12 protein-coding genes are annotated in these 13178 nt (G+C 77.2%); 7 read left to right on the top strand and 5 right to left on the bottom strand.

Annotated elements, in window-relative coordinates; genetic code table 11:
- The 5 genes from K6U79_08710 to K6U79_08690 form a co-directional block, all read left to right on the top strand.
- Positions 1 to 362, top strand: a 362-nt coding sequence (locus K6U79_08710; protein ID MCL6522433.1) for an amidohydrolase family protein, incomplete at its 5' end; no start/stop codon positions are given.
- 33 nt (positions 363 to 395) lie between these two features.
- The gene (locus K6U79_08705) at positions 396 to 656 is read left to right on the top strand and encodes an HPr family phosphocarrier protein (GenBank protein MCL6522432.1); all 261 of its coding nucleotides are present in this window, start codon (positions 396 to 398) and stop codon (positions 654 to 656) included.
- Entirely contained in the window at positions 656 to 2464 is a 1809-nt protein-coding gene (gene ptsP, locus K6U79_08700) for a phosphoenolpyruvate--protein phosphotransferase (protein MCL6522431.1), read from the top strand. The genes K6U79_08705 and ptsP overlap by 1 nt, the downstream gene beginning before the upstream one ends.
- A complete protein-coding gene (gene nagB, locus K6U79_08695) occupies positions 2461 to 3234 on the top strand; it encodes a glucosamine-6-phosphate deaminase (GenBank protein MCL6522430.1) in 774 nt (257 codons plus the stop codon). The genes ptsP and nagB overlap by 4 nt, the downstream gene beginning before the upstream one ends.
- A gap of 192 nt (positions 3235 to 3426) precedes the next feature.
- Entirely contained in the window at positions 3427 to 4563 is a 1137-nt protein-coding gene (locus K6U79_08690) for a zinc-binding dehydrogenase (GenBank protein MCL6522429.1), read from the top strand.
- Here the strand turns inward: K6U79_08690 and K6U79_08685 are convergent.
- Positions 4550 to 5140: a CPBP family intramembrane metalloprotease gene (locus K6U79_08685; GenBank protein ID MCL6522428.1), complete on the bottom strand. Its 591-nt coding sequence runs from the start codon at positions 5138 to 5140 to the stop codon at positions 4550 to 4552. The two genes, K6U79_08690 and K6U79_08685, sit on opposite strands and share 14 nt — an antisense overlap.
- Positions 5141 to 5217: 77 nt before the next feature.
- Between K6U79_08685 and K6U79_08680 the strand changes: the two genes are divergently transcribed.
- A complete protein-coding gene (locus K6U79_08680) occupies positions 5218 to 6477 on the top strand; it encodes an Nramp family divalent metal transporter (protein MCL6522427.1) in 1260 nt (419 codons plus the stop codon).
- On the opposite strand, the gene K6U79_08675 is transcribed toward K6U79_08680, so the two are convergent.
- Positions 6467 to 7771: an MFS transporter gene (locus tag K6U79_08675; GenBank protein MCL6522426.1), complete on the bottom strand. Its 1305-nt coding sequence runs from the start codon at positions 7769 to 7771 to the stop codon at positions 6467 to 6469. The genes K6U79_08680 and K6U79_08675 overlap by 11 nt on opposite strands.
- Positions 7772 to 7941: 170 nt before the next feature.
- Between K6U79_08675 and murJ the strand changes: the two genes are divergently transcribed.
- Entirely contained in the window at positions 7942 to 9618 is a 1677-nt protein-coding gene (gene murJ, locus K6U79_08670; GenBank protein ID MCL6522425.1) for a murein biosynthesis integral membrane protein MurJ, read from the top strand.
- Here the strand turns inward: murJ and K6U79_08665 are convergent.
- From K6U79_08665 to K6U79_08655, 3 genes are all read right to left on the bottom strand, one after another.
- Positions 9551 to 11605: an ATP-binding cassette domain-containing protein gene (locus K6U79_08665; protein ID MCL6522424.1), complete on the bottom strand. Its 2055-nt coding sequence runs from the start codon at positions 11603 to 11605 to the stop codon at positions 9551 to 9553. The two genes, murJ and K6U79_08665, sit on opposite strands and share 68 nt — an antisense overlap.
- Complete coding sequence (locus K6U79_08660; GenBank protein MCL6522423.1) at positions 11602 to 12576, bottom strand: extracellular solute-binding protein; 975 nt, start codon at positions 12574 to 12576, stop codon at positions 11602 to 11604. Before K6U79_08660 ends, K6U79_08665 begins: the two co-directional genes overlap by 4 nt.
- The coding region (locus tag K6U79_08655) for a hypothetical protein (protein ID MCL6522422.1) at positions 12566 to 13178 on the bottom strand (613 nt) is incomplete at its 5' end. The genes K6U79_08660 and K6U79_08655, both read right to left, overlap by 11 nt.

Here is a 13178-nt window from a genome sequence, read left to right as displayed (position 1 = left end):
CCGACGCCGTCGCCGCGGCCGGGCTGGGGGACGGCGAGTACGAGTTCACCGGGCGGCGCGTGGTGGTGCGCGAGGGCGCCGTCCGCCTGGAGGACGGGACGCTGGCGGGCAGCACGCTCACCCTGGACCGCGCCGTGCGGAACATGGTGGAGCTGGCCGGCGCCTCGCGCGAGGAGGCCATCCGCATGGCGACCTGGACGCCGGCGCGCATCGCCGGCGTGGCCGGCCGCAAGGGCCGGATCGCCCCGGGGCTGGACGCCGACCTGGTGGCGCTGGACGCGGAGGGCGGCGTAGCGGCCACCTGGACACGGGGCCGGCTCGCCTGGCGGCGGGACGGGAGCGTCGAGGAGGCGGGCGCCTGAGGGGCGACGGGCGTCCGGAAGGGGGTCGGGGCGTTGCAGCGGGCGACGGTGGTGGTCGGGCAGGCGGAGGGGCTGCACGCGCGGCCGGCAGCCGAGTTCGTCAAGCTGGCGAGCCGCTTCCGCGCGGCGGTCCGGCTGGCGCGGGGCGGCCGCGAGGCCGACGGCAAGAGCATCATGGCGGTGATGGCGCTGGGCGCCAGCCGGGGCGCCGAGGTGGAGCTGCGCGCGGAAGGCGAGGACGAGGCGGAGGCCTTCTCCGCCCTGCGCGCCTTCCTGGAGGGGGGCGGCGCCTGATGGCGGGGCGGCGTCTGCGCGGTGTGGCCGGCTCGCCGGGCGTAGCGCTGGGGCCGGCCTTCGTCTTTGCGCCGGCGGCGCGGGCGGAGAGGCCGGCGACAGCCTCCGCCTCGCCCGAGGCGGAGAGGGCGCGCTGGCGGGAGGCGCGGGCGCGCCTGGAGGCCGCCTACGACGCGCTCCTGGAGCGGGCGGGCGGGGCGGAGAAGGCGGGCGAGACGGCCGAGGAGGGGCTGGCCATCCTGGAGGCGCAGCGCATGATGGCGGCCGACCCCGGCCTGGAGGCGGCGGTGGAGGAGGCGCTGGCGGCGGGCAGGCCGGCCGAGGCGGCGGTGCGCGAGGCGGTCGACCGCTATGCGGCGCTCTTCGCCGGGTTGGAGGACGCCTACCTGCGCCAGCGCGCGGAGGACGTGCGCGAGATCGGCGAGGCGCTCTTGCGCGCGCTGGCCGGGGAGGAGCCCATCCCCCTGGCGGAGCTGCCGCCGGGCTCCATCCTCTGCGCGGCCGAGCTGGGCGCGGGGGCGCTGGCCGCCCTGGACCGCCAGGCGCTGGCGGGGCTGGCGCTGGGGAGCGGCGGGCCCACCTCGCACGTGGCCATCCTGGCACGCTCCATGGGCGTGCCGGCGGTGCTGGGCCTGGGCGACTTCCTGGGCGAGCTGCGCCCGGGCCAGCGCCTGGCGGTGGACGGCGGCTCGGGCGAGCTCTGGATCGAGCCGGAGGGCGAGACGCTGGCCCGCCTGGAGGCGGCGGCGCGGCGCGAGCGGGCCGAGCGCGAGGCGCTGGCCGCCCTGGCGGGCGAGCCGGCGGTGACGCCCGACGGGCTGAGCGTGGAGCTGGCCGCCAACATCGGCGGGCCGGGCGACGTCGGCCCCGCGCTGGAGGCGGGCGCCGAGGGCGTGGGCCTCTTCCGCACCGAGTTCCTGGTGACGGGCCGCGAGACGCTGCCCGGGGAGGAGGAGCAGGCGGAGGTCTACCGCCGCGTCCTGGAGGCCATGAGCGGCCGCCCGGTCATCTTCCGCACCTTCGACGTGGGCGGGGACAAGCCGCTGCCGGCCCTGGCGCTGGCGCCGGAGGCCAATCCCTTCCTGGGCTACCGCGCCATCCGCATCGGCCTGGAGCATGCGGAGCTGCTGCGCACCCAGCTCCGCGCCATCCTGCGGGCGGCGGCCGCGGTGGCGCCGGAAGCGGGCGGGGAGGCGGAGTCGCCGGCACGCGTCATGCTGCCCATGGTGGCCACGCTGGAGGAAGTGCGCCGCGCCCGCCACCTCTTCGAGGAGGTGCGGCGGGAGCTGACGGAGGAGGGTCGCCTCCCGGCGGGGCTGCGCGTCCCGCTCGGCATCATGGTGGAGGTCCCCTCGGCGGCGCTCATCGCGCGCCAGCTGGCGCGCGAGGTCGACTTCTTCAGCATCGGCTCCAATGACCTGGTCCAGTACACGCTGGCCGCCGACCGGACCAACGAGCGGGTGGCCGGCCTCTACCAGCCCTTGCATCCGGCGGTGCTGCGGCTGATCGGCCTCTGCGGCGAGGCGGCGGCGGAGGCCGGCATCCTCTGCGGCCTCTGCGGCGAGATGGGCGGCGACCCGCGGGCCACGGCGCTCCTCGTGGGGCTGGGCGTGCGCGAGCTGAGCATGGCGCCCGCCTCGCTGGCGCGGGTGAAGCGCGAGGTGCGGCGGACACCGCTGGCGGAGGCGCGGAGGCTGGCCGCGCAGGCGCTGGAGTGCGCCACCCAGGCGGAGGTGGAGGAGCTGGTGGAACGCTTCCTGGAGGGGCTGGAGGCGGGCGCCGCCGGAGCCGGGGCGGAAGGGCGATGAGGCTGGAGATCCTGCCCGACGAGGAGGCGATGAGCCGTCGGGCGGCCGAGATCATCGCCTGCGCCATCCGCGAGAAGCCGCAGCTGGTCCTGGGCCTGGCCACCGGCGGCACGCCGCTGGGCACCTACCGCGAGCTGGTCCGCCTCTATCGGGAGGGACGGGTCGACTTCGCCCGCGTCACCACCTTCAACCTGGACGAGTACGTCGGCCTCCCGCCGGGCGACCCGCGTTCCTACCACGCCTACATGCAGGAACACCTCTTCCGCCACGTCAACCTGCGGCCCGAGGCCACCCACCTGCCCGACGGCTGGGCGGAGGATCTGGAGGCCGAATGCCGGCGCTACGAAGCGTTGATCGAGGCGGCGGGCGGCATCGACCTGCAGCTTCTGGGCATCGGCCGCGACGGCCACATCGGCTTCAACGAGCCGGGGGCGCGCTGGGAGCAGGGAACGCGCGTGGTCCGCCTCAAGCCGGAGACGCGCCAGGACAACGCGCGCTACTTCGGCGGGGTGGTGGAGGCGGTGCCGGAGCGCGCCATCAGCATGGGCGTCCGCACCATCATGCACGCCCGGCGGCTCCTCCTGCTGGCGGCGGGGCGGCACAAGGCCGAGATCGTCCGGCGTGCCGTGGAGGGCCCGGTCTCGCGCCACGTCCCCGCCTCCATCCTCCAGCTCCACCCCGACGCCCTGGTCCTCCTGGACGAGAGCGCTGCGTCGCAGCTGACGCGGGCGCGCGCCCTGGCCGCGCGCCGGGAAGAGGCGGGCGGCTGAGAAGAGTGGGCCCAGCGCGGCGGCCGCCGCATGGCCGGCCTGGGCCCGCCCTCCGGCCGTCCGCCGCTCGTCGCACAGCCCCGCCGTCTCCCGCTCCCCGGGCGTGCTACAATGCGTGCGAGCACGACCGACTGGTCGGTCGGTAAGCGGGCCGCGGACGGGCCCGGGTTTCAGGAGGTGGCAGCAGGCCGCATGAGCGGAACGTGGGGAACCTGGCGCGAGCCGGGAGCGGGCGGGGCGGCCGCGGAGGAGGGGGCCGGCCGCGGCTGGATCGCCCCGGTCCCGCTGCCCGAGCGCATGCTGGCGGCGGTGGCGCCGGAGCCGGGCGGGCCCGAGGTGCTGAGGCTGGAGGAGATCCCCCTGCCCGCGGCGGAGCCGGGTCATGTCCTGATCCGGGTGCGGACGGTGACCGTCAACCGCGGTCTCGACCTGGAAGCGCGGCAGTTCGGTCGGGTCTGGGGCGTCGCCTTCCCCCATGTGGGCGGTGTCGACGCGGCGGGCGAGGTGGTGGCGGTGGCGCCGGGTGTGGCCGGCTGGGAGCCGGGCGAGCGCGTGGCCGTCCTCCCCTGGCTCACCTGCGGCCGCTGCCCGGCCTGCCGGCGGGGCAATCCGCCGGCCTGCGAGCGGTTCGCCATCTGGGGCGTCCACACGGACGGCGCCGACGCCGAGTACGCCAGCGTACCGGCATCGCTTCTGATCCGTCTGCCCGACGGGGTCGACTTCGCGGAGGCCAGCGCCGCCATGGTCTCCTACAGCGTCGCCTGGCACCTGGTGGTCACCCTCGGCCGCGTCCGGCCGACGGAGACGGTGCTGGTCCTGGCCGCGGGAAGCGGCATCGGCGTGGCGGCCATGCAGATCGCCCGGTTGCATGGCGCGCGCGTCCTGGCCGCCGCCGGGGCGCGCTGGAAGCTGGAGCGGGCGATGGAGCTGGGCGCCGAGGCGGGAATCCCCTACCGCGAGCTCCCCTTCGACGAGGAAGCGCGGCGCCTGACCGGGGGGCACGGTGTCGACCTGGTGGTGGAGAACCTGGGCGCGGAGACCTGGGAGCGCTCGGTGCGCAGCCTGGCCACCGGCGGCCGGCTGGTGACGGCGGGGGTGACCACCGGCGCGGAAGTCCAGCTGAACGTCCGCTACGCCTACCGGAACCACCTGACCTTCTACTGCGCCGAGGCCTCCCTGCGAGAGGAGGCGGAGGCGGTGCTCGACCTGATCGCCCGCGGCCAGCTCCGGCCCGTCGTCCACCGCCGCTACCCGCTCGCCCGCATCGCCGAGGCGCAGCAGGAGCTCCTCGGCCGGGAGGTTTTCGGCAAGCTGATCATCGAGGTATAGCGCTCCCGGCTCCGCCGCGCGGCGGCAGGCCCGGGTACCGGTCGAAGACCACGGCCAGCGCCTGCACCGCGTCGATCCCCCAGTGGGCCAGCCAGGGGGCGAGCAGGCCGCCGCTCCAGGTGCGGAGTGCGGCCAGCAGGCTCCCGTAGAGGGCGACCGCCAGCAGGGCGGGCGGACGGCGCAGGTACTGGACGTGGGCGACGACGAAGAGGAGCGTGGCGGCAAGCGGCCCGAGCCAGGCCTCGAGCCAGCCGCGGAAGAGCGTCTCCTCGGCCAGCGCCGCGAAGGCGGTGAAGGCCAGGGCGCCGGCGGGCCCGAAACGGCGGAAGAGCAGCGGCGTGAGGGTGTCGGCGCAGGCGGGGAGGCGGCGGCTCAGCTCCAGGTCGAGCCGGCCGAGCAGGAGCCCGGCCGCCGCGCCGGCCGCCGCCCGCGCGTCCGGCGGACCCCAGGTCGCCGGCGACAGCCGGTGCCCGGAGAGCATGCCGCCCGCCCAGCCCAGCAGCAGCCAGAAGAGCTCCTGGGCCAGCAGGAGCCCGGTGGGCGTCCGCTCCGCGGCGGTGCGGAGCCGTTCCTGCACCCGCCCCACCCCCCTCCCATAGGGTAAGGGTGCCGGGGGGAGGTCGGCGTGTGGCGGGCGGGACGCGAAGGGCGGTCCTGGAGGCGCGCCGCCCCGGGGCCGGCGCGGAGGGCGGCGGGCTCCGCCTCCGCGTGGCCGCTCTGCTGCCCTACCTGGGGCCCGCCTTCGTGGCCAGCATCGCCTACGTCGACCCCGGCAACTTCGCCACCAACATCGCCGCAGGCTCGCTCTTCGGCTACGACCTGCTCTGGGTGATCCTGGCGGCCAACCTGGTGGCCATCCTGGTCCAGAGCCTGGCCGCCCGCCTGGGCATCGCCAGCGGCCGGACGCTGCCGGAGTGGAGCCGCCTGCTCTTCCCGCGCGGGCTCAACCGCTTCCTCTGGGCGGTGGCGGAGCTGGGCGCCATGGCCACCGACCTGGCCGAGCTGACCGGGGCGGCGCTGGGCCTCCACCTGCTCCTCCACATGGCCCTGCTGCCGGCGGCGGCGGTGGCGGCGGCGCTGACGCTCCTGCTGCTGGCCCTGGAGCGGCGCGGCTACCGCCTCCTGGAGCAGGTGATCATCGCCTTCCTGGGCGTCATCGCGGCCGCCTACGTCTGGGAGGCGGTCCGCGCCCGGCCCGATCCCGCGGCCGTCCTCGGCCACCTGCTTCTGCCGCGCCTGGCACGCGGCGAGCTCCCCTACGCCGCCGGCATCTTCGGGGCCACCGTCATGCCGCACGTGGTCTACCTCCACTCGGCGCTGGTGCTGCCCAGGCGGCGGGCGGGCGTCGATCCGGAGTTCCTGGGCCGGCGCGAGCAGCTGGACGTGCTGGTGGCCATGAACGTGGCCTTCGTGGTCAACGCCAGCCTGCTGGTGATGGCGGCCGCCGCCTTCGGCGCCCGCGGCCTGGCGGTCCTGGACCTGGCCGAGGCCCATCGCACGCTGGAGCCGCTCTTTGGCCGCGCGGCCGCCGCCGTCTTCGCCCTCGGGCTGCTGGCCTCGGGGCTGGCCTCCAGCGTGGTGGGCACGCTGGCCGGGCAGACCATCCTTGAGGGCTTCGTCGAGATCCGTCTTCCGCTCCCGGTCCGGCGGCTGCTGACGCTCCTCCCCGCCGCCCTCCTCCTGGGCGCCGGGGTGGACCCGCTCCGGATGCTCCTCTGGAGCCAGGTGGTGCTCAGCTTCGCGCTGCCCTTCGCCCTGGGTCCGCTTCTCTTCTTCAACGCCAGCCGGCGCGTCATGGGTCGTCGCGTGGCGCCGCTCTGGCTCACCCTGCTGGCCGGGGCGGTGACGTTGCTGGTGGTGGCCATGGACGGCGCCCTCCTCCTGGAGAGCCTCCCGCCCCTCTTCAGGCGCTAGGGGTGGCAGGGCCGGGCTCGCCCCAGCGCCGGCGCGCCCAGACGAAGAGCAGGGCCCCGCCGGCACGACCGGCTGCAGCCGCCAGAAAGAGCCCCGGCACGCCGGCGCGCGGCAGGAGGGCGGTGCCCAGCATGGGCGCCAGCGCCGCCAGCGCGTAGAGAAGCAGGTTGAAGAGCGCCACCAGCGCCGCCCGCTCCCCGGGCCGGGCCACCGCCAGCACGGCGTTGAAGCTGGCCAGGGCGTAGCCGGCGGCGCCCACGCCGGTGACGCTGTTGGCCAGGAGGAGGAGCCAGGGGCTGCGCGCCCAGGAGAAGACGGCCGGCACGGCCAGAAAGAGCGCGGTGCTGGCGGCGTAGGTCCAGAGCACCCCCCGCCGGTCGTGCCAGACGCCCCAGAGGCGCGAGGTGGCGATGGCGGCCAGCGAGCTGCCGACGCTGATGGCGCTGATCCAGGCGCCCGGCAGGTGGAGCATGCGCACGTAGAAGATGGGGTAGGCGGCGGCGGGCAGCATCAGGCCCAGCTGGAAGAGCGACCCGCCCGCGAAGACCAGGCGCGGCAGCGGGCGCCCGAGCGCGGCCAGGGCGACGCGCATCCCGCCCTCGGCCGGCGCCTCTTCCGCCTCCGCCTCGGGAGCGTCCGGCGGGCCGAGCCGGCGCAGCGCGAACCAGGAGGCGAGCGCCGTGGCGCCCCCCAGGAAGAGCGCCGCGGCGCTCCCCGCGCGCGTCCCCAGAAGGTCGAGCAAGAGGCCGGCCAGGAGCGTCCCCAGGAGCGTGGTCAGGGAGACGAAGAGGTTCCGGTCGGCGAAGAGGCGACCGCGCAGGTGGCCGGGGAAGATGCGGGCCACCACCACGGTCCAGGCGACGAGCGCCACCGTCGCCGCGGCGTTGGCCAGGGCGTAGCCCGCGACGAGCGCCCAGGCGCGCAGGACGCCGGGCACGGGCAGAAGCGGGAAGAGGGTGAGGAGAAGGAGGCCGGCGCGCGCCACCAGGGCGGCCCGCAGCATGAGGCGCCGGGCCCCCTGGCGGGCGGTGAGGCGGACGGCCCAGGGCTGCACCAGGCTGCCCAGGAGGGCCGGCAGCGCCGCGGAGAGGCCGACCAGGAGGGCGTCGCCGCCCAGGCGGACCACGTAGACGCCCAGGAAGCCTCCCAGCACGCCCGCGCTGACGCTGCCCAGCGCACCCTCCAGGAGGCTCCAGGCGGCGCTCCGGCGCACCTCCACCGGCGCGGGGTAGGCGAGGAGGGCGCCCAGCCAGCGGCGGGGCGCGCGCCGGAGGGAGAGCAGCCGATGCGCCACGGGGCGCCGCCGGGCACGGCCCATGGCTCTCTTATAGCAGATGGGCGGGCGGCGCGGCGGAGGTGGAGCGCGTTGGCAGGCTTCCTTCCACTCGGTTACCCTGGAGGAGCGCACCGCCTCCGCCCGCGGGGCGGCGGCGGTGCAGGAGCGCGCGAAGCGGGGCGGAGCGGGTGCGGGCGGAAGAGGCCGGCGGCCAGGTCACGGGGCGCATGCTGAGCCAGCGGGGGATGGCCCGGGCCACCCTGACCATCCTGGTGATCACGGTCGTCTCCAAGCTCTTCGGCTTCGCGCGCGAGGCGGCCATCGGGGCGGTCTTCGGTGCCAGCCGGCTGGTGGACGCCTACCTGGTGGCCAGCAACATCCCCATCCTGCTCTTCGGGGCGGTCAACGCGGCCGCCACCAGCGTCGTCATCCCCAACTACGCCCGCGTGCGCGAGAACGAGGGGGAGCGCGCGGCGCTCCGCTACGCCAACGCCGTCCTCGTCCTGATGGGCAGCGGGCTGGTGGCCATCACCCTGGCCAGCGAGCTGTTCATCCCCTGGCTGGTGGCGCTGATGGCGCCCGGTTTCCCGCCGGCGGAGCGGGCGCTCACCGTCCGCCTCAGCCGCCTGCTGCTGCCGGCGCTGGTCTTCCAGAGCCTGGCCGGCTGGGCGGCCGGCATCCTGGAGTCGCACCAGCACTTCGCGGCGCCCTCGGCCATCGGCATCCCTTACGACATCCTGATCGTACTGGGCGCGCTGGTGGGGGGCATCCCGGTGGCGGCGCGCTGGGGGCCGGAGGCGGGTGTGGCCTTCCTGGCGGCGGGGACGCTCCTCGGCTCGCTGGCCCAGCTCCTCCTCCAGCTGCCGGTGTTGCGTCGTTTCGGCTGGCGCCCCGAGTGGGTCTGGCAGCCGCGCCACCCGGCCATCGTGGCCAGCGGCCGCATGCTGCTGCCGGTGCTGGTCAACTCGGCGGCGAGTACGGTCAACCTCTTCGTCGACCGGCTGCTGGCCTCGGGCCTGGCAGCCGGCAGCATCGCCGCGCTCAACTACGGCAACCGCCTCTACGGGGTGCCCTCGGGGCTGCTGGTGATGCCGCTGGTCACGGTCCTCTACCCGGCCTTCTCCGCGCAGGCGGCCGCCGAGGAGCTGGAGGCCTTCCGCGGCGCGCTCCGCCGTGGCCTCGGCCTCATCGGCGCGGTCGCCCTGCCCTCCATGGTTGGCATGCTCCTCCTGCGCGGCGAGGTCGTCCGCGTGGTCTACGAGCGCGGCGCCTTCGACGGGCGGGCCGCGGCCATGACGGCGGTGGCCTTCGCCTTCTACACGCTCTCGCTGCTGGGGGGCGGCTGGAGCCTCCTCCTGGCGCGTGCCTTCTGGTCGCTCCACGACAGCCTCACCCCCATGTGGGTGGGGCTCTCCACCGTCCTCCTCAACGTCACCCTCAACCTGGCGTTGGTGCGGGTGATGGGGCTGGGCGGGCTGGCCCTCTCCACCTCGCTGGCCACCACCGCGGGCGGGCTGCTCCTCCTCTACCTCCTGCGCCGCCGCATCGGCCCCATCGGCGGGCGCAGCCTGGCGCTGGAGCTGGGCAAGGCGCTCCTGGCCAGCGGCCTGATGGCCGCCGCGCTGGAGGCGCTGCGCCGCCTGGGACCGGCGGCGCACCTGGCGCTCCTCTTGGGGCGGAAGCCGGCCTCGCCGGGCTTCCTGGTGGACGCGGCGGCGCTCGGGCTGTTGGCGGGGGCGGCGCTGGCGGTCTACGCCCTGGCCTCGGCGGCGCTCCGGACGGAGGCGGCCTCCTTCTTCATCCAGCTGGGCGGGCGCCGTCTCGGCCGGCGCGGCCGCGCCGCCCAGGCGGGGGCGGAGCCGTAGGGGGCGGCGGCTCCCGGCGGGGCCACAGCCGGAGCGCGGAGAGCGGATAGAGAAGGCGACAGGGCATGCCCGGAACGAGCCGTCCCCGTCCGCCGCGGGCGGCGAGGCCGCCGGCGGGCGGCCGGACGAGGAGCGGCAGGCCGCCCGGAAGCTCCACCCACGCCTCCTCCCTTCCCCCGGCCCAGGCGATCTCGAGCAGCCGGCCCTCCAGGAGCGCCCACCCCGGCCGTGGTACCGCCGCGTCGGCGCCGGGCAGGAGGCGGAGCGCCTCGGGGGGCAGCGACCACATCACCTCGCCGCCGTCGGACGGGAGGCCGGAGGCGACCTCCGCGGGGGGGAGCGGCAGGCGCGGGCCGCCGGGGAGCGCCAGGCGGCCGCCCTCGAGGCGGCCGGCGAAGGTGTTGGGCAGGCCGAGCAGGCGGGCCACCAGCGGGGTGGCCGGGCGCTCGAAGAGCTCGCGCACGGGCCCCGCCTGCAGCAGGCGGCCGCCCTCGATGACCAGCAGCTCGTCGGCCAGGAGCGCCGCCTCCTCGGGGTCGTGGGTGGCCAGCACGGTGGCCAGGCCGGTCTCGCGCTGCAGGCGCCGCAGCTCCAGCCGCAGCTCCCGCCGCAGCGGGGCGTCCAGGGCGGAGAACGGCTCGTCCAGGAGGAGGAGGCGGGGGCGGGCGGCCAGCGCCCGGCCCAGCGCCACCCGCTGGCGCTGGCCGCCCGAGAGCTGGCCGGGCAGGCGCCAGGCCAGCGGCGCCAGGCCGAGCCGCTCGAGCCAGCGGCGCGCTTCGGCCGCGTCGCCGCGGGCGGCCAGGAGGAGTTGCTCGCCCACGCGCAGGTGGGGGAAGAGGCCGTACTCCTGGGGCACGTAGCCGACGCCGCGCGCTTCGGCGGGCCGTTCCCCCAGCTCCTCCTCCCCCAGGCGGAGGCGCCCCCCTCCCGCCGCCTCCACGCCCGCCAGGAGGCGCAGGGTGAGCGACTTGCCCGAGCCGGACGGGCCCACGAGGGCGAGGCGTGGCGAGCGGGCGGCGTAGGCCAGCTCCAGCGTGAAGCCGGGCAGGCGCGCCCGGAGGTGGAAGGCGAGCGGCTTCGCGGCGGCTGCCGGCGCGGCGGCGGCCGCCGCCCGGACGGCCGCGGAAGGCGGCTCCCCGGCGGCGAGCCGTCCGGCCGCGCGGCGCCGGGGGAGGGGTGCGGAGAGGCGGCGCGAGAGGCCGAGCACCAGGAGGGCCAGGAGCAGCGCCGGCGCCACCGGCAGGAGCGCCGCCTCCAGCCCGCCGCTCTCGAACTGGACGTAGGTGTAGACCGGCAGCGAGGCGGGGTGGTAGGCGACCATCACCGTCGCCCCGAAGTCGCCGAAGGCCCGCAGCCAGGCGAGCAGGAGGCCCGCGCGCACGCCCGGCCAGGCGGCGGGCAGGAGGATGCGGGCGAAGCGGGCCGCCGGCCCCAGGCCCAGGGTGGCAGCCACCGCCTCCAGCGCGGGGTCCAGGGCGGCGAAGGCCGATTCGGCGGAGATCACCAGGAAGGGTGCGCTGACGAAGGCCTCGGCCAGCACCACCCCCGCCAGCGAGTCGGTGAGCGCCCCGCCGGTCCAGCGCCCCAGCGGCGCGTAGGGGCCCGCCACCAGGAGGAGGAGGATGCCGCTCACCAGGGGCGGCAGCGCCAGCGGCAGCTGGACCAGCGCCTCCAGCAGGCCGAGCCAGCGGCCGGCGCGGCCGCGGCGGCGCGCCAGGAAGTAGCCCAGCGGGATCCCGCCCGCGGCCACGGCGGCGGTGGCCAGCGTCGCCGCCGTCAGCGAGACGCCCAGCGCCGCCCGCAGCCCCTGCGCATCCGCCGGCGGGAGGAGGCCGCCGGCGGCCGCCCGGCCCGCCTCGACCAGATAGGCGGCGACGGGCGCCAGGAGGTAGAGGGCGAGGAGGCCCGCCAGCCAGGGCAGCGGGCCGCGCGCCGGGCGCAGGCCTGCCGCGGCGCGCCCCGAGTCCGCGGTCCCGCCCGCCCTCACCGGCCCACCCCCAGGAGCGGCGCCAGCTCGGCCGGCACCGCCCGGGGATCGCCGGAGAGGCGGAGCGGCAGGAGCCGGAGGCCGGAGGCGGCGAGGAGCGCCCGGCCCTGCTCGCCCGCCAGCCAGCGCAGGAAGGCGACGCCGGCCTGCGGCTCGGGCGCACCCTCCAGCAGGGTGAAGGTGTAGGTGGCCGCGGGGTCGATGGCGGCCTCGGGGACGAGGACGGGGAGGCCGGCGGCCTTCGCCTCGTTGGCGTAGAAGAAGCCGGCGTCCAGCTGGCCCGCTTCGAGGCGGCCCAGGAGCTCCTCCTCGGGGAAGATCTGCGCCGGGTTTCCGGCGGAGCCCAGCAGGCGGCCAGGCAGGTCGGGCAGGTGGTAGCGCGCGGACGCCGCCTCCACCAGGCGGAGGGTGAGCGCGCCCTTGGGATCCAGGCGCGGGTCGGTGCGCCCCAGGCGGAAGCCCGGTTCCGCCAGCACCTCGTACCAGGGCCGGCGGCGCAGCTCCGCGGCGAAGCGGCTCCGCGGGTTGTAGGCGATCACCAGCGGCGCCTCGGCGAAGGCGACGTACCAGCGGAGCCGCTGGGCGGAGGAAGCCTCCTCCAGCAGGCCGTTGACGGAGGGGCTGGCGCTGACGAAGACGTCGACCCGCCTGAGGCCGCTCCGGATCTGCTGCGCGAGCCCCTGCGAGCCGCCCGGGTAGCCCCGGAGGCGGCAGCCGGTGGCCTGCTCGAAGGCCGGTCGGAGGCGGTGTTCCATCAGGTCGAGCAGCGAGGCCGCGTAGGCCACGCGGACGATGGCGCCCCGGCAGGACGAGGGGCCTCCCCCGGTCCCGGCCCTCCCCGCGCCGGAGGCCGGGGAGGCGCTCCCGCCCGCGCCCGGGGCGGCGCAGCCCGCCAGGAGGAGCGCCGCCAGGAGGAGGGCGGGCCCGGAACGCCGGCGATCCGCGGCCGCGGGCGCTCCCCTAGCCCGCACGCCTGCCCACCTCCCGGGTGTCGTAGGGCCCGAAGAAGGCCAGCTCCCGCCGGAAGGCGGAGCCCGAGAGCGTCTCCAGGAGCGCCTCCGCCCAGGGCTCGCCCAGCGCCTCCGCCGGCAGCCAGAGCTCGGAGCGCTGCTCCTCCACCTCCAGGAAGTCCAGCCCCCAGGCCTCGGCCGCACCGGCCGCCCCCAGCGCCACGTCGGCCAGGCCCGCGGCCACGCGGGCGGCGGCCGCCCAGTGGCCGACCACCTCGTCGCCATAGCCCGGGACGCGGGTGGGCGGGAGGGCCGCCTCGGCCAGGAGGCGGTCGAGCAGGGCGCGCGCCCCCGAGCCGCGCTCGCGGTTGACCAGGCGCAGGCGGGGCAGGTCGCGGACATCGCGGAAACCGCGGGGGTTGCCGCGGGGCACCAGCCAGCCCATGGGCCAGCGCGCCAGCAGGAAGACGGTCGTCCCGGCGGGCGGCGGTGCCGCCGCACCGGCGCCGCGGTGGAGGAGCGCGGCGTGCACCCGGCCCGCGCGCAGCTCCTCCAGCGCCGCCGCGTTGCCCGTCTCCCACCAGAGCGCCTCCGGGCCGCGCGCCCGCCGCGTCAGGTGGGAG

This window comes from Bacillota bacterium (genome assembly GCA_023511835.1).
In the GTDB taxonomy this organism is placed as follows: Bacteria; Bacillota; Sulfobacillia; order JAIMAT01; family JAIMAT01; genus JAIMAT01.
Note: the sequence above shows the minus strand (reverse complement) of the source record. Positions and strands in the feature narration are given on the sequence as shown.

Excerpts from the sequence above, each read along its gene's own strand:
- ptsP (MCL6522431.1), top strand. The coding sequence starts at position 656 with ATGGCGGGGCGGCGTCTGCGCGGTGTGGCCGGCTCGCCGGGCGTAGCG.
- nagB (MCL6522430.1), top strand. The coding sequence starts at position 2,461 with ATGAGGCTGGAGATCCTGCCCGACGAGGAGGCGATGAGCCGTCGGGCG.
- K6U79_08690 (MCL6522429.1), top strand. The coding sequence starts at position 3,427 with ATGAGCGGAACGTGGGGAACCTGGCGCGAGCCGGGAGCGGGCGGGGCG.